Below are 19904 nucleotides of genomic sequence, written 5' to 3'. Positions count from 1 at the left end.
GACGCGCATGAGCGACCCCGGCGACGCAGCCCCCGTTCCCTCCGCGGTCGAAGCCGAGCTGGCGCGCCGGAGAGCGGAGGCGGAGGCGGCCGAGGCGGAACTGCGGCTGGCACGAGCGCGTGCCGACCTCGCCGCGGCCGAGGCCGCCGCGGCAACCGCGCGGGCGCGGGCGGCCGGCGGGCAGGGGGCACCTGCCGCGCCGGAGGCCGCGACACCGTCCGCGTCCTCCGCACCCGCCGTCACGCCCGCACCCGCCGCGTCCGCACCCGCCGCGCCGCCCGCACCCGCCGCAGCGTCGACCTCCGCGGCATCCGGTGCCCCGCTCACCGACGCGCAGGTCGCCGGGATCGCCGCGGGCTACGCCGCCGACGGCGCGGCGCTCGACCTGGGCGTGCTCGTGAACGGCGGGCCGGTGGCATCCGTTCCCGTGCGCATCCCGCTCGCGATGATCAACCGCCACGGCCTCGTGGCCGGAGCGACCGGTACCGGCAAGACGCGCACCCTCCAGCTGCTGGCCGAGCAACTGTCGGAGAACGGCGTGCCCGTGTTCGCCGCCGACATCAAGGGCGACCTGTCGGGAGTCGCCGCCCCCGGCGCACCGAGCGAGAAGCTCACCGCTCGCACGGCGGCGATCGGACAGGAGTGGACGCCGCTCGCCTTCCCGACGGAGTTCTACGCGCTCGGCGACGACGTGGGTTCGGGCATCCCGGTGCGGGCGACGGTGTCGGGCTTCGGCCCCCTCCTGCTGAGCCGGGTGCTGGGCTTGAACGCGACGCAGGAGTCGAGCCTCGGGCTCGTCTTCCACTACGCCGACGAGAAGGGCCTCGCCCTCGTCGACCTGTCGGACCTCCGCTCGGTGCTGACCTTCCTCACCGGCGACGAGGGCAAGGCGGAGCTCAAGGGGATCGGCGGGCTGTCGGCCGCCACCGCGGGGGTGATCCTGCGCCAGCTGGTCGCCGTCTCCGCCGCGGGCGCGGAGTCGTTCTTCGGCGAACCCGAGCTCGACGTGCGCGTGTTCCTGAGGACGGATGCCACCGGCGCCGGTGTCATCAGCCTGCTCGAGGTGCCGAACGTCGCCGCGCGCCCGGAGTTGTACTCGACGTTCCTGATGTACCTGCTGGCCGAGCTGTACGAGGTGCTGCCCGAGGTGGGCGATGTCGACAGGCCCAAGCTGGTGTTCTTCTTCGACGAGGCGCACCTGCTCTTCCGCGACGCGTCGAAGGCGTTCCTTTCCGCCATCACGCAGACCGTGCGCCTGATCCGTTCGAAGGGCGTGGGCGTGTTCTTCGTCACGCAGACGCCGAAGGACGTGCCCGGCGACGTCCTCGCGCAACTCGGCTCGCGCGTGCAGCACGCCTTGCGCGCGTTCACCCCCGACGACGCGAAGGCGCTGCGCGCGTCGGTGCGCACCTACCCCGACTCCGGCTACGACCTCGAGCGCGTGCTGCAGGAGTTGGGGACGGGCGAGGCGATCATCACGGTGATGAGCGAGCGGGGAGCGCCGACCCCGGTCGCCTGGACCCGCATGTTCGCGCCGCGGGCGTCGATGTCGCCGATCACCGCCGAAGCGATGGCGGCGGCCGTGACGGCATCCCCTCTCTTCTCGACGTACGGCACGGCGATCGATCGCGAGTCGGCGCGCGAGATCCTCGGCGCGCGGATGCAGGCCGCGACCGAGGCGCGCGAGGCCGAAGAACGGGCCGAGAAGGCCGCCGCCGACGAGGCCGAGTACGCCAAGCAGAAGGCCGCGATCGACAAGGCCAACGCCGCCGCGCAGAAGAAGGCGCAGCAGGAGTACGAGCGGATCCTGAAGTCCACGGCGGCACCGCGCGGGCGGGCGAGCACTCCGGCGCCCGGGTTGGACGGACTGCTCGGGCGCGGGGCGACCAAGAGCATCGTCTCGGGAGTGATCCGCGGGATCTTCGGCACGGGCCGGCGGCGGTAGGTCGCGGGTCCGGCGCTCGGCGGCGCGGCGCGGCGCCCGAACCGTGTACACGGGCGGTGTGTGCGCACGCTGTGCTCGAGGTCCGCGATGTGCAGAGGCTCCGTCGGGTGGGGGCGTGGCGGCGGAGGGCGTGCGCATCGCGGAGGTCGTGCGCGGTGTGCGCAGTCCTGACGGGAGTGGATGCCGTGGTGCTCGGCATCCACTCGTCCCCGGCTCGGGTCAGGGTCGGCGGAGCTCCAGTGGCATCGTGGAGGTGTCGATGAGCGGGTCGTCGTCCTGTCGCTCGACGACCGCCTCCGCCTCGGCCGGGGTCTCCACGGTCGGCATCGAGCCCAGGAGCGGGCGTCTGGCCGTCTCTCCCATCGCGAGCATCGCGACCAGCCCGAGGGCGGCGAAGAACATGATGTAGAACGCGGGCATGAGGGTGTTGCCCGTCCAGTCGATGAGCGCCTGGCTGAACAGCGGGGTGGTGCCGCCGAACAGCGACACGGCGATGTTGTACGCCACCGCCATCGCCCCGAAGCGCGACGCGGTGGGGAAGAGGGCGGGTAGGGCCGATGCCGCGATCGCGACGTAGAAGCCGACCGGGATCGCCACGATGAAGAGGGCGATCATCACGGCCCAGATCTCGCCGATCTGCATGATGAGGAACGCCGGGACCGTCAGGACGATGGCCGAGCCCGCGGCGATCGCGTACACGGGGCGGCGTCCGATGCGGTCGCTGAGGCGTCCGATGAAGGGCAGCGCCGCCGACATCACCAGGAGCACCGGCACCGTGGCCACCGCGGCGGTGAGGTTGGACACCCCGACCTCGGTCTCGAGGTAGACGGGCATGTAGCTCGTCAGCGCGTACCCCGCGGTGTTGGTCGCGGCCACGAGCGCGATGGCGATGAGGAGCGAACGCCAGTGATGACGCACGATCCCGCGCAGTCCCTGGCGGGACATCGGGTCGTCGGCGTCGATCTCGGCCGTGTGGCCCTGCTCGAACGACGGCGTCTCGGGGATGCGCAGGCGGAAGTAGATCGCCACGATGCCCAGGGGGATCGCGAGCAGGAAGGGGATGCGCCAGCCGTACTCGGTCATGGCATCCGGGCCCGAGAGGTTCGTGGTGATCGCCGTCGTGAGGGCCACGGCCGAGGCGCCCGCGGCGAAACCGACGTACGAGCCGACATCGAGGAACGACGACCAGAAGCCACGGCTGCGGTCGGGCGAGAACTCCGAGACGTAGGTCGTGGCTCCGGCGTACTCGCCGCCCGTGGAGAAGCCCTGCACCATCTTCAGCAGGTACAGCGGCACGATGGCCCACAGCCCGATCTGGGCGGAGGTGGGCAGGATGCCGATGAGCGCGGTCGCCGCGGCCATCATCGCCATCGTCAGGAACAGCACCTTCTGCCGGCCGATGCGGTCACCGAGGGGTCCGAGCACGAAGCCGCCGAACGGGCGGACCAGGAAGGAGATGGCGAAGCCCAAGAGGGTCACGAGCAGGTTCCACGGCGCGGGGACGTTCGAGGCGAACACGGCGCTCAGGGTGACGGCGAGGTAGCCGTAGATGCCGAAGTCGAACCACTCCATGAAGTTGCCGACGACGGTGCCGCCGATCGCGGTCCGCACGCGCTTCTTGTCGACGACGATGACGTCGTCGACCGCGAGTCGGGGGGAGGGGGATGCCGAGGGGGGATTCTCGTTCATCCTTCTAGCGTTACTCCGATCGCCGCGAGGATGCCAATCGCTGCGCCGTCTCGACGATCGTGCTAGCGGAAGGCCAGCACGTCGTCCCCCCACGCGCGCCGGAGGTCGGCGTCGAGGTCGCCGACGACCCGATCGCGCCGGTCGATGACGAGCGTCGCGCGGGTGTCGACCGAATACGGGGGCCAGTCGGGCGATTCGGATGCCGCGGGTTCCCGGCCGTGAGCGAAGGCGCTCCAGCGCTCCTGCATCCGCGCCGACAGTTCCTCGGCGGTGCGGCGCCCGCCCAGGCGGAAGGTGAGGTCCTTCGGTCCGCCGTCCAGGGCACCCCAGAGATAGATCAGCTCGCTGCCGTGCGTCGCCCCGAGGCGGACGAGGCGCAGGAACGGCGTGCTGTGGTCGAAGCGGTACAGGTACACGGGGGCGACGGCGCTGTGTCCCTCGGCGACCCACAGGGTGGGCAGGCGGAAACCGATATCGCCGGCGATGTCGAGTCCCAGGGCTCGGTGGCGGACATGCTCGTAGGCGGCCAGGACCTGCGACCGTTCCGGCAGGACGACCTCGGGGTTCTCTTCGGCCATGTCGGCGAACATGCGCTCGATGCGCTCGCCCGTGATGGGGATGAGCGGTGACTTCATGTAGGCGAACAGCGACGCCTCGTCCTTGTTCGTGCCGATCATCAGGGGCACCGGGAGTCCGCGTCCCTCCCTCAGAACCGTCACGGGCGCTTCGGGGACGAGGTCGCCGTCGACAACGGGAGCGAAGGCGAGCGTGCCCGGATCCTCGGTCGGGACGTCGGCGAACAGGCGCTGGCCGGTCTCGGCGAGCGCTGCGGCATCCACCGCGCGCAGCTCGTCGCCGACGCCGGGGGTGGCGGCATCGAGGCCGAGCAGGTCGACGAACCGCTCGGCGACCCGTTTGGCGCGCTCCCGGCCGTAGACGCTCGACGCGGGGGAGGACTGCGCGATCGCGCGGTGGAAGAGACCGGATGCCGAGGGCGTCGCCAACAGCGTCGTCACCAGGCCGCCTCCCGCCGACTCGCCGAAGACCGTGACCCGGTCGGGATCACCGCCGAACGCCGCGATGTTGCGTCGCACCCAGGCGAGGGCGAGCAGCGCGTCGCGCAGGGCCAGGTTGGCGTCGAAGCCCGCGTCGGGGAAGGCCGCGTCGAGGTCGAGGAACCCGAGGGCGCCGAGACGGTAATTCAGGGTGACCACGACCACGTCGCCGGCGGCGGACAGGCGGGCCCCGTCGTAAGTGCGCTGGCTCGCGGCGCCGAAGACGTAGGCGCCGCCGTGCAGCCACACCATCACGGGCCGGGGCACCGAGGCGTCGGCATCCGGGGCCCAGACGTTGAGGAAGAGGCAATCCTCGCTCTGGGCGATGCCCTCACCGAGGGGCAGGGGGCTGGGCGGTTGCGGGCACGCCGCGCCGAAGGTGCCGGCGTCGATCTCGTCGTCGGCGTCGAGTGCGGCGAGGGGAGCGCGCCAGCGCCGTGGTCCCACCGGCGCCTGGGCGTAGCGGATGCCGAGCCAGTGGCGAGAACCGCCCGCGAGGCGGCCACGGAAGCGTCCGGCCGGGGCCGCGGCCACCGGGTCGGGGGAGACGTCGGTCACGCGCTCACCCTAGCGCCGCCGTCAAGCCCCCGGCGATGTCGGAGGCCCGGCGTACCGTGACGGGCATGAGCGAGCTGACCACACCCACCGGCCGCGAACCCGCCCTCGTCGCGCAGTCCCGCGATGACGGGTCCAAGCCCCGTGCCCTGGTGCTGGGAGCCACCGGCTACCTGGGCGGGCGTCTCGTTCCGCGACTGATCTCGGCGGGTTATCGCGTGCGCGTCCTCGCCCGTGACCCGCGGCGCGCGGGGGCGTTTCCGTGGGGCGATGAGGTCGAGGTCGTCAAGGGCGACGCCACCGACGTCTCGGCGGTCACGGAGGCGGTCGACGACGTCGACATCGTCTACTACCTGATCCACTCGATGGGCGGCGGGCGCGACTTCGAGAGCACCGACCGCCGCGCGGCACAGACGGTCGCCGATGCGGCGGCCGCGGCATCCGTTCATCGCATCGTGTACCTCGGCGGCCTCCACCCCGATGACGCGACCCTGTCGGCGCACCTGCGCTCGCGCGTCGAGGTCGGCTCCATCCTCATGGCCAGCGGGGTACCCACCCTCGTGCTGCAGGCGGGGGTCGTCATCGGTTCGGGCTCCGCGTCGTTCGAGATGGTGCGCCACCTGACCGATGTGCTCCCGTACATGCCCGCGCCGAAGTGGGTACGCAACCACATCCAGCCGATCGCGGTGCGCGACGTGCTGCACTACCTGCTGGGGGCCGCGCGCGTGGCGCCGAACGTCAACCGGGCGGTCGACATCGGCGGACCCGACGTGTTGCGGTACGGGCAGATGATGAACGGCTACGCCCTCGAAGCGGGCCTGAACCAGCGTCCGATCGCGTCGCTGCCCGTGCTCACGCCGCGGCTCGCGTCGCACTGGGTCAACCTCGTGACACCGATCCCGAAGTCGATCGCGCGCCCGCTCGTGGAGTCGCTGCAGAACGACTGCGTGGTCAAGGACCGCGCGGTCGACGACCTCATCCCGCGTCCCGAAGCGGGGCTGATGCCCTACCGCGAGGCGGTCCGCCTGGCGATGCGGCGCGTCAACAACGACGACATCGAGACCAGTTGGCTGGATGCCGAGGTCTCGGGCGTTCCGAGCGACCCGCTGCCGAGCGACCCCGACTGGGCCGGCCGTCTGGTCTACACCGACAAGCGCTCGATGACGACGACGGCGAACGCCAAACAGCTGTGGTCGGTGATCGAGGGGATCGGCGGCGAGAACGGCTGGTACTCCTCGCCGCTGCTCTGGGCGGTCCGCGGCTGGATGGACCGGCTCGTCGGCGGTGTGGGACTCGCGCGCGGTCGGCGGAGTCGCTCGGTGGTGACCGTCGGCGATGCGCTGGACTTCTGGCGCGTCGAAGCCATCGAGCCCGGCCACCTGCTGCGGCTGCGCGCCGAGATGAAGGTTCCCGGCGGCGCGTGGCTGGAGCTGCGCGCCACCCCCGAGGGCGACGGGGCGCGCTTCGACCAGCGCGCGCTGTTCTTCCCCATGGGTCTGGCCGGGCGGCTCTACTGGCTGGCCGTCCTCCCGTTCCACGGGTTGATCTTCAGCGGTATGGCGCGGCGCATCACCGCCGCCGCCGAACACGTTCAGCGCGAAGACCCCGAGCCGCAGTCCGAGGCGGGCCGCATCGCGCCGGAGGTGCCCGAGGTCGAGACGATCGGCGGGTGAACCCGGGTCGTCGCGCGAACACGGCGGGTGGCGCGTGGGAATGCGACTTCGCCCGCGGGTCCGCGTCGGGATGCCGCCTCGTCGGGGGCGGGCGTGCCGGAGCGTCGCGGCGGCGCTCTGCCCGCGGCATCCGGTCGCGCCTAGGCTGAGCACGTGCCGCATTCCGCCCGAGTCATCACCGTCTCCGACCGCTCCGCCGCGGGACTCCGCGAAGACCGTGGGGGACCGTTGGCCGTGTCGCTTCTGCGCGATGCCGGGTTCGCCTGCGCCGACGCGATCGTCGTCCCCGACGGCGCCGACAGCGTCGAGGCGGCCCTGCGAGAGGCCGTCGCGGCGGGACCCGGACTGATCGTCACGACCGGCGGAACGGGCGTCTCGCCGCGCGATCGCACGCCCGAGGGCACGTCGCGCGTGCTGGAGCGCGAACTGCCCGGTATCGCCGAAGAACTTCGGCGCCGCGGCCTGTCCGACACCCCGCTGTCGATCGTCTCGCGCGGCCTCGCCGGCATCGTCGACCCCGGCACGCTCATCGTCAACCTTCCCGGATCCACACGGGCCGTGGCATCCGGGATCGCGGTGATCGTCGAGATCGCCCCGCATGTGCTCGACCAACTCGCTGGAGGGGACCACTCATGAGCGCCGTCCGTCTCGCGCGCCTCTCCGAGGAGCCGCTCGACCTCGATGCCCACCTCGACGCCGTCGAGGACTCCTCGTCGGGCGCGGTCACGACCTTCGTCGGCCGCGTGCGCGACACCGACCCCGACGCGTCCGACGCCGTGGTCGCCCTCGAGTACAGCGCGCACCCCGACGCCGAACAGACGCTGCACCGCATCGCCGCCGCGGCGGCCGAGGGCACCGACGCGATTGTCGCGGTCAGCCACCGCGTGGGTCGACTGGGCGTGGGCGACGCGGCGGTCGTGATCGCCGTGGCATCCGGGCACCGCGCCGAGGCGTTCGACGTCTGCCGCACGGTGATCGAGACGATCAAGACCGACCTGCCCGTGTGGAAGCGCCAGGTCGAGGCCGACGGAGCGACGCAGTGGAAGGGCCTGGGGGGGTAGGTATCGGATCTGATACCATAGCGAGCATGGATTCGGATCTTCCCGCCGGGCTGGCTGAGGTTCTTGACTCCGCAGCGCGGCTGCAGGAGCTCGTTCCGGATGCCGTCCTGGTCGGCGGGTCCGCGGCGGCCCTGTACGCGCGCCACCGAATGTCGACCGATCACGATCACGTGCTCACGGACCTCCGGGATCGATTCGACCTCGTGCTGGATGCTCTCGAGCGTGACGGCGACTTCGTTCTCAACCGAGCCGTGCCGGGGAAGATCATCCTGGGCGAGCTGGGCGGCATCGAAGCCGGCGTGCGGCAGCTCATCCGTCGTCGCCCGCTCGAGGTCCAACGCGTGACACTCCCGTCCGGAGGAGAGATCACGGTGCCGACGGTCGCCGAGATCGCTCGCGTGAAAGGCTTCTTGATCGTCAAGCGCAACCAGATGCGCGATTACCTCGACGTCGCCGCGCTATCCGGGGCTTTCGGCCCCGCCGAGATCGGCGGCATCCTGCGGGGCATCGACGAGTACTACACCGATCCCTCGCATCCCGAGGATCGCCCTGTGCAGGCCCAGCTCGCCCGACAGCTCGCCGCTCCGGCTCCCCGAGACTCTCGCGCGATCGGCGGACTCTCCACCTATAAGGAGCTCGCGCCCCGCTGGCGCGAGTGGAGCGATGTCGTCAGCGAGTGCCGCGCCCTGTCCGTTCACCTGATCTGACCGGAGTCACCGTGCCCTTGCGTTTCCGCAACGTCGACGTCACCCCCGACGACCCCGTCGAGTCCTGGGGCTTCGAGGGGATGCTGGCCGCGATGGATCGAGGGTACGCCGTCGACTGGCGCAAGCTCATCGAAGCCGTCTTCGATGATCCCGTCCTCCGCGCGATCTACGACGACGCGCGCGATGCGGCGGAGTCGGAGGCGACAGTGATTCTCTTGGATGCGGCGCTCGCCGCCCGCAGTCGTTCCACGGAACAGGAAGCGCGGGAGCGTCTGCGGGCGGCTTTCCGCGCCACCGGTCTCACGCACGCGCAGCTCGCCGGGCGGCTCGGCACATCGAGGCCGCGCATGACGTCGTATCTGAGCGGTTCCGTCACGCCGGCCATGGACGTTTTAGTCGCCATCGAAGCAATCGCCCGTGAACGGCGCGCGCCGTTGCTCGCCGCACACCTCGAACTGGTGTGAGCCCGAGCGCTGGCGCGGCGTTCGGCGCGTTGCCTCCATACCGGCTCCTCCCGGGGCGGCTCAGCCGCCGGCGAAGGGCGGCAGCACGTCGACGTGGGTGACTCCCGCGAGCGGGGCGTCGTCGTCGTGCCGGGTGCCGTCGAGCAGCACGGCGCAGCGGTCCAGGATGCCGCCGAGCGCGGGGTGGTCGACGACGACGGCGGTGCGGAGGGCCACGAGGGTCGACTCGGTGCGGTCCTCGGCATCGGTGCCGGCGGCCTCGGCGGCGGCGGCGAAGTAACGGACGCGGACGCTCACGCGGATGCCCCCTCGGCGTCGGGGGCGTCGCCCTCGCCCGGTCGCATCCAGTCGCCGGACTTGCCGCCGGTCTTCGACACGATGCGCACGTTCTCGATGGAGGTGCCCTTGTCCATGCCCTTCACCATGTCGACGATCGCCAGCGCCGCGACCGAGACGCTCGTGAGCGCCTCCATCTCGACGCCGGTGCGGTCGGCGGTGCCGACCGTCGCCTCGATCTCGACGCCCTCGTCGGTGATCTCGAGGTCGACCGAGGCGCGGTGAACGCCGATCACGTGCGCGAGGGGGAGGAGTGCGGGAGTGGACTTCGCGGCCTGGATGCCGGAGATGCGCGCCACGGCCAGCACGTCGCCCTTGGGGGCGGTGCCGTCGCGCAGGGCCGCGACCACCTCGGGCGCGCAGCGCACGAAACCGCGGGCGGTGGCGCTGCGGACAGTGGGCTGCTTGAGCGTGACGTCGACCATGCGGGCGTGGCCCGCGGCATCCAGGTGCGTGAAGCTCATGGAATCAGCATGACATCGAGCGGGTCGTCGACCGACACGGTCGACACCTCGGCGGGGATGATGGCGAAGGCCTCCGCGCGGGCGAGCGACGCGGCCAGGTGTGAGCCCGAACCGCCCGCCGTGGCGGGGCGCACGGTTCCCGCGACGAGGTCGATCACCGCGGGGAGGTACTGGCGGCGTCCGGGAGGGGTGGTCCAGCTTTCGGATGCCGCGAGCCGGGCGATCCGCCGATCGACGACGGCGCGGCCCTGCAGCGCCAGCAGCGCGGGGCGCACGAACACCTCGAACGACACTGCCACGCTCACCGGGTTGCCGGGGAGACCGAAGACGAGTCGTCCGTCGTCGAGCACGCCGAAGGCCTGCGGTTTGCCGGGCTGCATGGCGACTTTGTCGAAAGCGATGCGGTCGGAGAGGGCGAGGCGGACGGGCTCGTAGGCTCCGGCGCTCACACCTCCGGTGAAGACGATCACGTCGGCGTCGTCGGCGCGGGAGAGGACCGCGTCGACACCGGCGGGATCGTCGCCCACGCGATCGACGAGCACGACCTCGGCGTCGGCCGCGGCGACCATCTCGGCGAGAAGCGTCGCGTTCGAGTCGGGCGTCTGACCCCGGCCGAGGGCCGTGCCGGGATCGACGAGCTCGCTGCCCGTCGACACGACGGCCACTCGAGGGCGGCGCCGCACCACGACCTCGGCGACGCCGGCGGCCGCGGCAGCCGCCAGAGCGAAGGGGCCCAGGCGCTCGCCGGGGGAGAGGACCGCGACTCCCGCGCGCGTGTCGCCGCCGCGGCGTCGGATGAACGCTCCCGCGGCAGCGGGAGCCCGCAGCACCTCCACCGTGCCGAGCGAATCGGCGAGACCACCCGCGGTGTCTTCGAAGGGCACGATCGCGTCCGCGGCGGCGGGAACGGCCGCCCCCGTCATGATGCGCGCGGCCTCCCCCGGAGCGAGGTCGGGATCGTCGGCCGTGCCGGCCGGTAGATCGGCCACCACTCTCAGCGACGCCGGGTGCTCGGCATCCGCCCCCTCGACGTCGGCGAAGCGCACGGCGAAGCCGTCCATCGAGGAGTTGTCGAAGCCGGGGAGGTCATGGGCCGCGAGCACCGGCTCGGCGAGCGTGCGGCCGGGCGCGTCGGACAGGGGCACGGTCTCGGCGGGGAGGACCGAGACGGCGACGAGCACGCGGGCGCGGTGCTCCTCGACGGTGAGCAGCGGGGTCATCGGGGCCTCCGGGGTCAGGGTGAAACGACGCGGCGCGTCGCCGGGGTGAGCGGGATCACGTCGTGCCGGGCGCGCAGGGCGTCGATCACGACGAGTCGCCCGAGCAGGGGGTCGCCGGCGCCGGTCACGAGCTTGATGGCCTCGGTCGCGAGCATGCCGCCGACCTGCACGCACAGCGACCCGAGCACGCCGACTTGCGCGCACGTCGGGGGTTCACCGGCGGAGCCCGTGGGGAACAGATCTCCCAGCACGACCGGGGCGTGGCCCTCGGGTGGGGCCGACCAGAACACGGTGATCTGCGCCGCCCACTCCTGCACGGCTCCCCAGACGAGCGGGATGCCGAGGTCTTCGGCCGCGGCGGCGACCGCTTCGCGGGTGTCGAAGGTGTCGCTGCCGTCGATCACGAGGTGGGCGTCCGCGAAGAGCTCGCGCGCGTTGTCGGAGGTCAGTCGTACGTTTCGTTCATGGACGAGGGTGAGGGGCGAGAGATCGCTCACGGCACGCGCCGCGGATGCGGTTTTCGCGGTGCCGATGTCATCGACGCGGTGCATCAGCTGGCGCTGCAGGTTCGTACGCTCGACGATGTCGTCGTCGATGACGGTGAGTTCACCGACGCCCGCGGCAGCGAGGGCCAGCAGCACGGGCGAGCCCAACCCCCCGGCTCCGACGACCGCGATGCGGGCAGCGGCCAGACGGCGCTGGCCCTCCTCGCCGATCGCCACCAGCACGGCATGACGGGCGGTGCGGATGAGCTCCTCCGGGGCGAGGGATGCCACGGGCTCGACGAGCGGCCTCATCCGCCGATCGCGCTCATCGTGCGTTCGGGCTGTACGAAGTCGGGGCGCGCGAGTCCGACGCGGTCGGAGCCGTGGGCGCGGGGCTTGACCCACATGGCATCCCGCCAGATCTGCGCGAGTCCCTCGTCGTCGGCGCCGTCACGGAGCGCCGTGAGCAGATCGGTCTCTTCGTGCGAGAACAGGCACGAGCGGATGCGACCGTCGGCGGTGACGCGCGTGCGCGAGCAGGCGGAGCAGAACGGCTCGGTCACCGACGAGATGATGCCGACGTGTCCGGCGAGCGTCGTCTCGCCGTGGCGGCGCACCTCCCAGCGTTCGGCGGGGGCGGCGCCCCGGCCACGCGGATCGGCGGTCAGGCTGAAGCTCTGCTCGATGGCCGCGCGGATGTCACGCGCCGGGATGACGTTGGTCGCGCTCCACGAACGATCGCCGTCGAGCGGCATGTCCTCGATGAAGCGCATCTCGAAGCCGTTCGACACGGCCCAGTCGACGAGCGGCACGACTTCGGTGTCGTTGATGCCCCGCAGCAGCACCGCATTGATCTTGATGGGCCCGAGGCCCGCCGCGCGGGCGGCCTGGAGACCCGCCAGCACCTTATCGAGGTGGGGGCGACGGGTGAGCTCGGCGAAGGTCTCGGGATGCAGGGTGTCGAGTGAGACGTTCACGCGGGTGAGCCCCGCGTCTTTCAGCGCCTGCGCCCGACGGTCGAGCCCGACGGCGTTGGTCGTCATCGAGATCGGCAGGTCGGGGTTGTCGGCGCGGATGCCGGCGATGATGAACTCGAGGTCCTTGCGCACGAGAGGTTCACCGCCGGTGAGGCGCAGTTCCTCGGCGCCGAGCGACTGCACCGCCACGCGCACGATGCGGCGGATCTCATCGGTGCTCATCAGCTGCGACTGCGGGAGCCACGGCATCCCGTCGGCCGGCATGCAGTACGTACAGCGCAGATTGCACTTGTCGATGACCGAGACGCGCAGGTCGGTGGCGACGCGGCCGAAGCGGTCTTGCAGGCCGCCGTCGGTCGGGGCGCCGGTGGCTCGGACAGCGCCGGGTTCGCGCTGCGGTCCGGGCCGCTGCGGATCCGCCGGTCGGGGCCCTCCGGTGGAACGGATCGCGCCGAGCTGGGCGGCCGGGCCTGCTGCCGACGTGACGGTGGCGCCAAGCGGCACGGACACCGGACGCGATGTCGCGTGCGCGTGATCGGCATCCATGGCTTGAGCCTAGGTGAGCCCTGCGGGGATGGGGCGGGCCGAGACGGGAGTGGGAGGAGTTTCGCGGGTTTCCGGACGCGCTGAGAACGTTGAATCCGGTGCCTTCAGCGCTTCACGCTGAGCGTATCGAGCGTCGGTTCTCGCACGTCGTCGAGGGGCGTGTGGCGGGCGACGACCTCGGGGTCCTATCGTCGGGACGGATGGGGGCGCCGTGCTCCCGCTGGGGGATCTTCATGTCATTGTTCTCGTTCGCTACCGTCCGAAATCCGATCGCCGTCGCGGCGGCCGTCCTGATCCTGAGTTCAGGGGTTGCCGTTCCCGCCCACGCGGATGCCCTCGAGGCGACCGGCGCCATCAGTGGCCGAGTGCTCCTGGAGGGTCCTCCCGACGCTCCGCCCGCCGCGGGCACCGAGGTGTACCTGTTCCCACCCGCGGTGAATGAACAGACCCCCACCGTCATCGCCACCACCGCCGCCGACGGCACCTTCACCGCCGACGTCGTCCCCGAGGTGGAGTACGTCGTCGCCGCGCAGGTCGATGACGGGGTCCACGTGCCCCGCAATCTCGGAGCCACCACGAGAAGGGACAAGGGGACCGCTTTCGCCGTGGCTGCCGGCGAGACGCTCGTCCTTCCCTCCTACGTGCTGCCGCTGGGTGCGACCATCAGCGGTCGCGTCAAAACGGACGACGGCGGTCCCGTCTGGGTTTCGGCTTCTTCGGGCGCATTCGGCCTCAACTTCGACGCTCAGACGGACGCGAACGGTGACTACACCGTTCGTGGACTCGAACTCGGCACCTACTTCGTGACCTTCGAAGGCCGCGGCAGTAACGGCGAGCCGCAGCAGTGGTGGCCGAACGCGCCGACCGAGGGCGGAGCCCGACCCATCGTCGTCACCGACGTGGACCAGGCTTTCACCGGTATCGACGCTGACCTGCGGGCCCCGCGCACGAATCCGCTCGAATCCGCTCCCTGCCTCGACCGCTCCACCCTCACGTTCGCGAAGGCCGCCTCTGCCGCTCGCGCGTATCTCCGAAGCCACCCCGACCTCGACGTGCGGAGAGACCTCACCCGCGCCGATGTAACGCGGTACCTCGCCCGCTGCGCCTGACGCACTCGTCAGGGGGAGAGGCCGTCGGCGTCACGCCGACGGCCTCTCACGTCTTCCAGCCGCGCGGGTAGCGATGAGACCGCCCGGGGAACAGGGGGAGCGGTGAGCCTCAGCCCTCCACGAGCGGCACGGCGAGTACCGGCGGATGCGCTACCGATCGTGCGGATGCAGGAACCGAGGTGTTGCATCGAGTCGGATCTCACGAGCACGATTGGGCTTCAGGTGGACATGTACCGGGTGAGATCACCCACGATTGGACACCACGATGCCCACTGACCCCGTTGCAGACGTACTCAACGCCGCAGCCCCGCTCGTCCGATTCGATGTGTCGGCGCGCAACCGTCGAGCCACCATCCGGGCCGCCCGGCGCAGCGCCGGAACTCACGCGGCTAGTACGGTGCGCCTTGCTGTCGCAGCGGGTTTTGCTGTCGCGCTGGTCGCAGGCGGCGGGGCGACGGCGTTCGCGATGAGTCCGGAACTGCGCGAGTGGATGGCCCCGAACATCGAGGACCCCTACGTGACGATCGAATACGCGATGCCAAGCGGGGCGATCTGTACGGAGACCTGGGGAGACACCATCGCGACTGATCCTGAGGCAGCTGCGGCGCTGCGCGCCTGGGTCACCTCCGCAGACGTCCTCACTCTCATCGACATCGACGCCGCGATGACGCACCTGCGTTCCGAGAAGGACTACGTGGACGTGGAGGTTGGCTCCGATACCGAGTACAGCTTCGCGATGGGGAATGCCCTCATCGCCGCGGCCCGCGACGAGCTCGAGCGGCGGGGCTTCCCGCCGGGATCGATCGATTCGTGGTCGAGCGAGGCTGACTGCACGACGCCGGCCCCATGACACGAACGACTGACCGTTCCAGGATGCTGACGGCTGCGTTGTCAGACGCCATGCCCGCTCTCGCGGGGTATTTCCAACGCCGGGTTCGCCCTGACGACGCTCCAGATCTCCTCGGGGAGACGCTGGTCGTCGCGTGGCGACGTGTTGCGGAGACTCCGGACGGTGTCGAGGCGACGCGAATGTGGCTGTTCGGGATCGCGAGGGGGACTCTCCTGAACCATGCCCGGGGCGAGCGGCGCCGCCTCGCACTGGTGGACCGCATCCGCAGCGGCATGTCCCGCGAACAGACCGCCTCCTCCGACGTGGGGACCGATGTGCGTGACGCTGTCGACCGCCTTGACGAGAACCTGGCGGAGATCGTCAAACTCATCCACTGGGACGGGTTCACGATGCCAGAAGCAGCCACGATCCTCGGCGTTCCCCTGACGACGGTGCGAAGTCGTTATCGGCGCGCTCGAGAGACCCTGCGTGAGACCCTTGGAATCGAGCGAGAGAACGACTCGGGCGTCGGAGCGGTTGCTGCGATCGTGACGGGACCTGCTCGGGAGTAGCGCGGAGAGTTCCTCCGGCCGACGACCAGCGCCTCCGCAGACGGCCGCAGGTGCGTGCGGTGGTCCCGGCCGCTGCGCACCCGCCGGGCGGTGCGGCCGGTGGTGCACACTGCGCCGAGCTGGGAGGCCGGGATTGCCGTGGCCCCCACCGCCTTCCACCGAGTCCTTCCTCTCCGACCGAGAGCCACCTCATGTGCCCACGGTAAGCCGGCTCCGCGACGCGAGACGGTGACGGCGGCGCGCGACTGAGCGAACGTGCCGACTCGGGAAAGCGCGACGGCTAGCGCCGTCGGGCTGCCGCCGCCGTCACCCCGACCGCGGCGGCAAGGGTGAGGGCGAGCGTGGAGAAGACGGGTCGGCGGTGGCGGATGGCCCACGTCTGGGGGCTGAACGAGTGGGCGTCGTCGGAGAATATGCCTCGGGCGCCGTGGTCGCCCGCGACGGGTTCCCACAGGTTCGAGGGCTGCGTAGAACGAGGCTTGCCCGTCTCGACCTGCCCGCTGTACGCCGTCTTCGCGAGGAACCAGTCGAGGAACCGACCGGCGAATCGAGCGCCGAGGATGGTGGCCGCAGTGGGTTCGCCCACCCACGTGCGTCGACGTGGCACGTCCGCAACATCCGCGATCGCACGTGCACCGACCTCGGGTTCGAAGATGGGAGGTACGGGCTGGGGGTGTTCGGGGAAGTTCGACTTCACCCAGCCGAACTGCGTCGTGTTCAGCGCGGGCATGTCCACCAGCGACACTGCTACATCGCTGTGAGTGTGCGTGAGTTCCGCGACGACGGCGTCGGTGAACCCATGGACGGCATGTTTCGCGCCACAGTAGGCCGCCTGCAGCGGGATCCCTCGGTGGGCGAGGGCTGAACCGACCTGGATGACGTGCCCCGTCCCGCGAGAAGTCATCCGGCTGAGCGCCGCACGGGTGCCGTTGACGACCCCGAGGTAGGTGACCTGTGTGGCTCGATCGAAGTCCTCGACGGACGTATCGAGGAACTCCGAGATGGTGCCCGCCATCGCATTGTTCACCCACAGGTCGATAGGACCGAGCTCGTCCTCGATCGCCGAGGCGGCCGCATCGACGGCGCCCCAGTCCGCAACATCGGTGCTGACGGCGTAGCCCCGGCGTCCCCGCGCCTCGATCTCTCGCACGGTGGCGGCCAGACCGTCCTCGCCTCGCGCCAGCACGGCGACATCCCACCCCCGATCCGCCAGCTCCCGACTGATCGCTCGCCCCAGGCCCGCAGACCCTCCCGTCACTACCGCCACACCACGCGCGCTCATCGTTCCCCCTCATCACCGGTTAGCTTCGCGGCAACCGTACGACCCGCACCCACCATCGAGAGGGGGTTGTGGGACGCCTCACCGCCGTACCCGAGAACTCGAACGGGCTGAGCCTCCCGGCGCGCACCGCCGGAGCGGGCGTGCCAGCTCGCGCAGTTGACTCCGCCCCAGGGGCAAGGCTCACAGTATGAACATGCCCACCACGCTTCCCCCGAACTTCTCTGCGGGTCGATTTCGTTCACTGACCGGCCTCTCCGAGAAGGCGCTGCGGCTGTACGCCGACCACGCCGTTCTCACCCCCTCTGCGATCGACCCGGTCAACGGCTACCGGTCCTACGCCCCCGACCTGATCGTCGACGGCATCACGCTGGATCTCCTCCGTCGAGCAAAAATCCCGCTCGACGACCTCCGCCCCGACAGCCGGTTCCGATTCGACGAGCATCGCGGAAACCTGGCGATACGCAGAGCCATGGAGGACTTCTACCTCGACGTGGCCGAGCGCGTTGCCACCACTGACCCCGATGGCCTCGAGGCGAGCGTTCACGACGCAGATCCTGCGCACTGGATCGGGTGTGAGATCCCCTTCGGCATCTCCTCGGATTCGAATGAGTTGACAGAGACCTTCACTGCGTTGGCGGTGGATCTTCCGAACCTCGACCGTGTCTTCGTCGACGCTCTCCGGGCAGAGGGGATCGAGCTCCTCCCGGAATCCTGGACCACATCGGTATCGACTGTCGTATCTCGAATGCGCCTCGCGCATCGTGTGACAGGTCCTGCTTCACCCGACGCCCTTCGCCGCGTGGGCGACGTCGTTGCACCGCTGCTGGATGCCGCCGCGCGGGTCACGTCAGGCACGCTGCCAACGCGACAGGAGCTGGTCTACTCACTGCCGCACGCGACCGCCACGGACGACACGGGCCTCGACGACTCGACGCTCTCCTATCTCGCCAACATCGCTTTCGCCCACCGGATTGCGACCGGCCACGTTCACGCCCTCAGCGACGTCGCCCGCCGCCGGGCCTTCTCGGTGTCCATGTTCGATTCCTCAACCAGCGCCGAAGACGTCTTCGACCTGGTGCCCCACTCGGCGCCTCCCCAGCCAGCGCGCGACGCGTGAGGCCACGGATGTAGCGTTCGCGTCTTCTGGGTCTTCGTACTCGCGGGTCTCGCGGCAAACCCTGCTCTCGCCACGGAGCTCCATCCGCATCGGTGGCGGAGCACTGCGGGTCCGTTCGGTGCGAAGCCGCGTCGCCCCTCTCGCGGTGGCGCACGACGTGAAGAGCCCCGGATGCACCGCTTGCGTCCATCCCCGTGACCGGCCCGCGCCCCGGCGGACTCAGGCGCTACGGTCGGGGGATGCCGAACACCTTCCGCATCGCGACGGCCGCTCGCCTCCTCGGAGTCAGCGACGACACGGTGCGTCGCTGGATCGATCAGGGTGTGCTGCCGACGACGGGATCCTCGCCGGCGGAGATCCCCGGCGCCGCCCTGGCCGAGCGCGCGGTCGCGCTCGCCGACGAGCCCGATGACCCGACCGGCGTCGCATCCAGCGCCCGCAATCGGTTCGTCGGGATCGTCACCCGCGTGCAGATCGACGGGGTGATGGCGCAGGTAGACCTGCAGTGCGGTCCGCACCGGGTGGTGTCGCTGATGTCGGCCGAGGCGGCCAACGAGCTGGCGCTCGAGCCCGGCTCGCTCGCTGTGGCGTCGGTCAAGGCGACGGTCGTGACGGTGGAGGCCCCGCGCGGGTGAGGCGTCGGTCGCGCCACCCACTACCGAGGTGGTGCGTGGCGAGCCCCGCGCGATCGAGGCGGTGCGTGGCGAGCCCCGCGCGATCGAGGCGCGATGACTCCGACGACGCCCGAGGTGGTGCCTGTCGGGGCCGGCGCGACGAGATTTCGGACGCGGCCGCGTGATCCACAGCGAGGAGCTGAGGCCCGCGGCGGCATGCCGGCGCAGCCGCGCACTCGAGCGTCAGACCGCGAAGCGCGGACCGATGGCGTCGGTGGTGAGCTCCCAGAGCTTCCGCGCGTCGCCGGCGTCGCGGAAGGGCTCCCACAGCGCGACCGAGCGGGCCGGGCCACCGATGAGTCGGGAGGGTCCGAAGAACGTGCCGCTGGATGCAGGAGCTGTCGCGGCGAGCACGGCGGGTTCGGCGGCGGATGCCACGGTGCCGGTCACGTGCACGCGCGAGAGCAACCGGATGACACGGCGGGCGCCGAGTTCGCGCGAGCGGCCGAGACCTGGTTGCGCCGCGAGCAGGTTGGTGGGCGAAACGCCGGGGTGCGCCAAGGTGCTGGTGACCTGCCATCCCTGGGCGCGGCTGCGGCGTTCGAGCTCCTGGGCGAAGAGACCGACGGCGATCTTCGACTGCGTGTACGAGGCCATCGCGTCGTAGGGAGTGGCGTCGATCGCATCCTCGCGCAGACGCCCCCGGCGGGCCGCGATGCTCGTTTGGTGCACGATGCGCGCGCGACCCTCGCGCAGCAGCGGGAGCAGGCCGAGAGTGAGTGCCGCGTGACCCAGGTGGTTCGTGCCCCACTGCAGCTCGAAGCCGTCGGAGGTCGTCTGCCGGTGCGGTGGGGTCATCACGCCGGCGTTGTTGACGAGCAGGTGCACGGGCCGCCCCTCCCCGCGGAGCTCGGTGACGAGAGCGTGCACCGAGTCCAGACTCGCGAGGTCGAGCGTGCGCGTGGAGGCCTCGGCATCCGGGATCTCCCTGCGCAGAGCGTCGAGCGCGCGTCGGCCCTTCTCGGGGGAGCGGACGGGCAGGACGACCTCGGCGCCGAGTGAGGCGAGGCGCGTCGCGATGACCGTGCCGATGCCGTCGCTGGCACCGGTGACGACGGCCAGACGGCCGCGGAGGGAAGAAGAGGTGGGGGACATGGTCGGTCCTTTCGCGTCGATGTCTCGATGCTCTCGCCCGTGCCCTGAG

The 19904-nt window shown here is 71.0% G+C and carries 20 protein-coding genes; 11 read left to right on the top strand and 9 right to left on the bottom strand.

All coding sequences use genetic code 11. The features are described from left to right. Nucleotides 1-7: 7 nt before the first annotated feature. A complete protein-coding gene (locus MT347_RS08235; protein WP_243499975.1) occupies nucleotides 8-1945 on the top strand; it encodes a helicase HerA-like domain-containing protein in 1938 nt (645 codons plus the stop codon). Nucleotides 1946-2164: 219 nt separating this feature from the next. On the opposite strand, the gene MT347_RS08230 is transcribed toward MT347_RS08235, so the two are convergent. Both MT347_RS08230 and MT347_RS08225 read right to left on the bottom strand, forming a co-directional pair. Further along, on the bottom strand, nucleotides 2165-3634 hold the full coding sequence (locus MT347_RS08230; protein ID WP_243499972.1) for an MFS transporter: 1470 nt from the start codon (nucleotides 3632-3634) through the stop codon (nucleotides 2165-2167). Nucleotides 3635-3696: 62 nt separating this feature from the next. Further along, a complete protein-coding gene (locus MT347_RS08225; RefSeq protein WP_243499970.1) occupies nucleotides 3697-5247 on the bottom strand; it encodes a carboxylesterase/lipase family protein in 1551 nt (516 codons plus the stop codon). Nucleotides 5248-5312: 65 nt separating this feature from the next. Here MT347_RS08225 and MT347_RS08220 point away from each other — a divergent pair, with 65 nt between their 5' ends. From MT347_RS08220 to MT347_RS08200, 5 genes are all read left to right on the top strand, one after another. Continuing rightward, complete coding sequence (locus MT347_RS08220; protein WP_243499968.1) at nucleotides 5313-6917, top strand: SDR family oxidoreductase; 1605 nt, start codon at nucleotides 5313-5315, stop codon at nucleotides 6915-6917. Nucleotides 6918-7070: 153 nt separating this feature from the next. After that, entirely contained in the window at nucleotides 7071-7553 is a 483-nt protein-coding gene (locus MT347_RS08215; protein ID WP_243499966.1) for a molybdenum cofactor biosynthesis protein B, read from the top strand. Then, nucleotides 7550-7978, top strand: coding sequence for a molybdenum cofactor biosynthesis protein MoaE (locus MT347_RS08210; RefSeq protein WP_243499964.1), 429 nt, complete (start codon nucleotides 7550-7552; stop codon nucleotides 7976-7978). The genes MT347_RS08215 and MT347_RS08210 overlap by 4 nt, the downstream gene beginning before the upstream one ends. 26 nt (nucleotides 7979-8004) lie before the next feature. After that, a complete protein-coding gene (locus tag MT347_RS08205) occupies nucleotides 8005-8685 on the top strand; it encodes a hypothetical protein (protein WP_243499962.1) in 681 nt (226 codons plus the stop codon). Nucleotides 8686-8696: 11 nt separating this feature from the next. Then, nucleotides 8697-9149 carry a helix-turn-helix transcriptional regulator gene (locus MT347_RS08200; RefSeq protein ID WP_243499960.1) on the top strand — a complete coding sequence of 151 codons (453 nt, stop codon included), beginning with the start codon at nucleotides 8697-8699 and terminating at the stop codon, nucleotides 9147-9149. A gap of 60 nt (nucleotides 9150-9209) precedes the next feature. Here the strand turns inward: MT347_RS08200 and MT347_RS08195 are convergent, their stop codons facing one another. Genes MT347_RS08195 through moaA form a run of 5 tightly spaced genes read right to left on the bottom strand, consistent with a single transcriptional unit; the run spans nucleotide 9210 to nucleotide 13177 of the window. Then, the gene (locus MT347_RS08195) at nucleotides 9210-9446 is read right to left on the bottom strand and encodes a MoaD/ThiS family protein (RefSeq protein ID WP_243499958.1); all 237 of its coding nucleotides are present in this window, start codon (nucleotides 9444-9446) and stop codon (nucleotides 9210-9212) included. After that, on the bottom strand, nucleotides 9443-9949 hold the full coding sequence (gene moaC / locus MT347_RS08190; protein WP_243499956.1) for a cyclic pyranopterin monophosphate synthase MoaC: 507 nt from the start codon (nucleotides 9947-9949) through the stop codon (nucleotides 9443-9445). The genes MT347_RS08195 and moaC overlap by 4 nt, the downstream gene beginning before the upstream one ends. Continuing rightward, a complete protein-coding gene (gene glp, locus MT347_RS08185) occupies nucleotides 9946-11169 on the bottom strand; it encodes a gephyrin-like molybdotransferase Glp (protein ID WP_243499953.1) in 1224 nt (407 codons plus the stop codon). Before glp ends, moaC begins: the two co-directional genes overlap by 4 nt. Before the next feature lie 14 nt (nucleotides 11170-11183). After that, complete coding sequence (locus MT347_RS08180; protein ID WP_243499952.1) at nucleotides 11184-11966, bottom strand: HesA/MoeB/ThiF family protein; 783 nt, start codon at nucleotides 11964-11966, stop codon at nucleotides 11184-11186. After that, nucleotides 11963-13177, bottom strand: coding sequence for a GTP 3',8-cyclase MoaA (gene moaA, locus MT347_RS08175; RefSeq protein ID WP_243499949.1), 1215 nt, complete (start codon nucleotides 13175-13177; stop codon nucleotides 11963-11965). Before moaA ends, MT347_RS08180 begins: the two co-directional genes overlap by 4 nt. A 233-nt stretch (nucleotides 13178-13410) precedes the next feature. Here moaA and MT347_RS08170 point away from each other — a divergent pair, with 233 nt between their 5' ends. The 3 genes from MT347_RS08170 (at nucleotide 13411) to MT347_RS08160 (ending at nucleotide 15687) form a co-directional block, all read left to right on the top strand. Beyond that, entirely contained in the window at nucleotides 13411-14286 is an 876-nt protein-coding gene (locus MT347_RS08170) for a carboxypeptidase-like regulatory domain-containing protein (RefSeq protein WP_243499947.1), read from the top strand. A gap of 265 nt (nucleotides 14287-14551) precedes the next feature. Continuing rightward, nucleotides 14552-15136: a hypothetical protein gene (locus tag MT347_RS08165; protein WP_243499945.1), complete on the top strand. Its 585-nt coding sequence runs from the start codon at nucleotides 14552-14554 to the stop codon at nucleotides 15134-15136. After that, entirely contained in the window at nucleotides 15133-15687 is a 555-nt protein-coding gene (locus MT347_RS08160) for an RNA polymerase sigma factor (RefSeq protein WP_308194224.1), read from the top strand. The genes MT347_RS08165 and MT347_RS08160 overlap by 4 nt, the downstream gene beginning before the upstream one ends. 280 nt (nucleotides 15688-15967) lie before the next feature. Here the strand turns inward: MT347_RS08160 and MT347_RS08155 are convergent, their stop codons facing one another. Further along, the gene (locus tag MT347_RS08155) at nucleotides 15968-16969 is read right to left on the bottom strand and encodes an SDR family oxidoreductase (RefSeq protein WP_243499943.1); all 1002 of its coding nucleotides are present in this window, start codon (nucleotides 16967-16969) and stop codon (nucleotides 15968-15970) included. A 193-nt stretch (nucleotides 16970-17162) separates the two neighbouring features. On the opposite strand from MT347_RS08155, the gene MT347_RS08150 reads away from it, so the two are divergent. Next, the gene (locus tag MT347_RS08150; protein ID WP_243499941.1) at nucleotides 17163-18086 is read left to right on the top strand and encodes a MerR family transcriptional regulator; all 924 of its coding nucleotides are present in this window, start codon (nucleotides 17163-17165) and stop codon (nucleotides 18084-18086) included. A 239-nt stretch (nucleotides 18087-18325) separates the two neighbouring features. Next, nucleotides 18326-18721 carry a molybdopterin-binding protein gene (locus MT347_RS08145; protein WP_243499939.1) on the top strand — a complete coding sequence of 132 codons (396 nt, stop codon included), beginning with the start codon at nucleotides 18326-18328 and terminating at the stop codon, nucleotides 18719-18721. 222 nt (nucleotides 18722-18943) lie between these two features. Here the strand turns inward: MT347_RS08145 and MT347_RS08140 are convergent, their stop codons facing one another. Next, the gene (locus tag MT347_RS08140; RefSeq protein WP_243499937.1) at nucleotides 18944-19855 is read right to left on the bottom strand and encodes an SDR family oxidoreductase; all 912 of its coding nucleotides are present in this window, start codon (nucleotides 19853-19855) and stop codon (nucleotides 18944-18946) included. Nucleotides 19856-19904 lie beyond the last annotated feature (49 nt).

It is taken from the genome of Microbacterium sp. VKM Ac-2923, assembly GCF_022815605.1.
Taxonomy (GTDB): domain Bacteria; phylum Actinomycetota; class Actinomycetes; order Actinomycetales; family Microbacteriaceae; genus Microbacterium.
Note: the sequence above shows the minus strand (reverse complement) of the source record. Positions and strands in the feature narration are given on the sequence as shown.

Coding starts and splice junctions, on each gene's coding strand:
- MT347_RS08235 (WP_243499975.1), top strand. CDS start 8: ATGAGCGACCCCGGCGACGCAGCCCCCGTTCCCTCCGCGGTCGAAGCC.
- MT347_RS08230 (WP_243499972.1), bottom strand. CDS start 3,634: ATGAACGAGAATCCCCCCTCGGCATCCCCCTCCCCCCGACTCGCGGTC.
- MT347_RS08220 (WP_243499968.1), top strand. CDS start 5,313: ATGAGCGAGCTGACCACACCCACCGGCCGCGAACCCGCCCTCGTCGCG.
- MT347_RS08210 (WP_243499964.1), top strand. CDS start 7,550: ATGAGCGCCGTCCGTCTCGCGCGCCTCTCCGAGGAGCCGCTCGACCTC.
- MT347_RS08205 (WP_243499962.1), top strand. CDS start 8,005: ATGGATTCGGATCTTCCCGCCGGGCTGGCTGAGGTTCTTGACTCCGCA.
- moaC (WP_243499956.1), bottom strand. CDS start 9,949: ATGAGCTTCACGCACCTGGATGCCGCGGGCCACGCCCGCATGGTCGAC.
- glp (WP_243499953.1), bottom strand. CDS start 11,169: ATGACCCCGCTGCTCACCGTCGAGGAGCACCGCGCCCGCGTGCTCGTC.
- MT347_RS08180 (WP_243499952.1), bottom strand. CDS start 11,966: ATGAGGCCGCTCGTCGAGCCCGTGGCATCCCTCGCCCCGGAGGAGCTC.
- moaA (WP_243499949.1), bottom strand. CDS start 13,177: ATGGATGCCGATCACGCGCACGCGACATCGCGTCCGGTGTCCGTGCCG.
- MT347_RS08170 (WP_243499947.1), top strand. CDS start 13,411: ATGTCATTGTTCTCGTTCGCTACCGTCCGAAATCCGATCGCCGTCGCG.
- MT347_RS08165 (WP_243499945.1), top strand. CDS start 14,552: ATGCCCACTGACCCCGTTGCAGACGTACTCAACGCCGCAGCCCCGCTC.
- MT347_RS08160 (WP_308194224.1), top strand. CDS start 15,133: ATGACACGAACGACTGACCGTTCCAGGATGCTGACGGCTGCGTTGTCA.
- MT347_RS08155 (WP_243499943.1), bottom strand. CDS start 16,969: ATGAGCGCGCGTGGTGTGGCGGTAGTGACGGGAGGGTCTGCGGGCCTG.
- MT347_RS08150 (WP_243499941.1), top strand. CDS start 17,163: ATGCCCACCACGCTTCCCCCGAACTTCTCTGCGGGTCGATTTCGTTCA.
- MT347_RS08145 (WP_243499939.1), top strand. CDS start 18,326: ATGCCGAACACCTTCCGCATCGCGACGGCCGCTCGCCTCCTCGGAGTC.
- MT347_RS08140 (WP_243499937.1), bottom strand. CDS start 19,855: ATGTCCCCCACCTCTTCTTCCCTCCGCGGCCGTCTGGCCGTCGTCACC.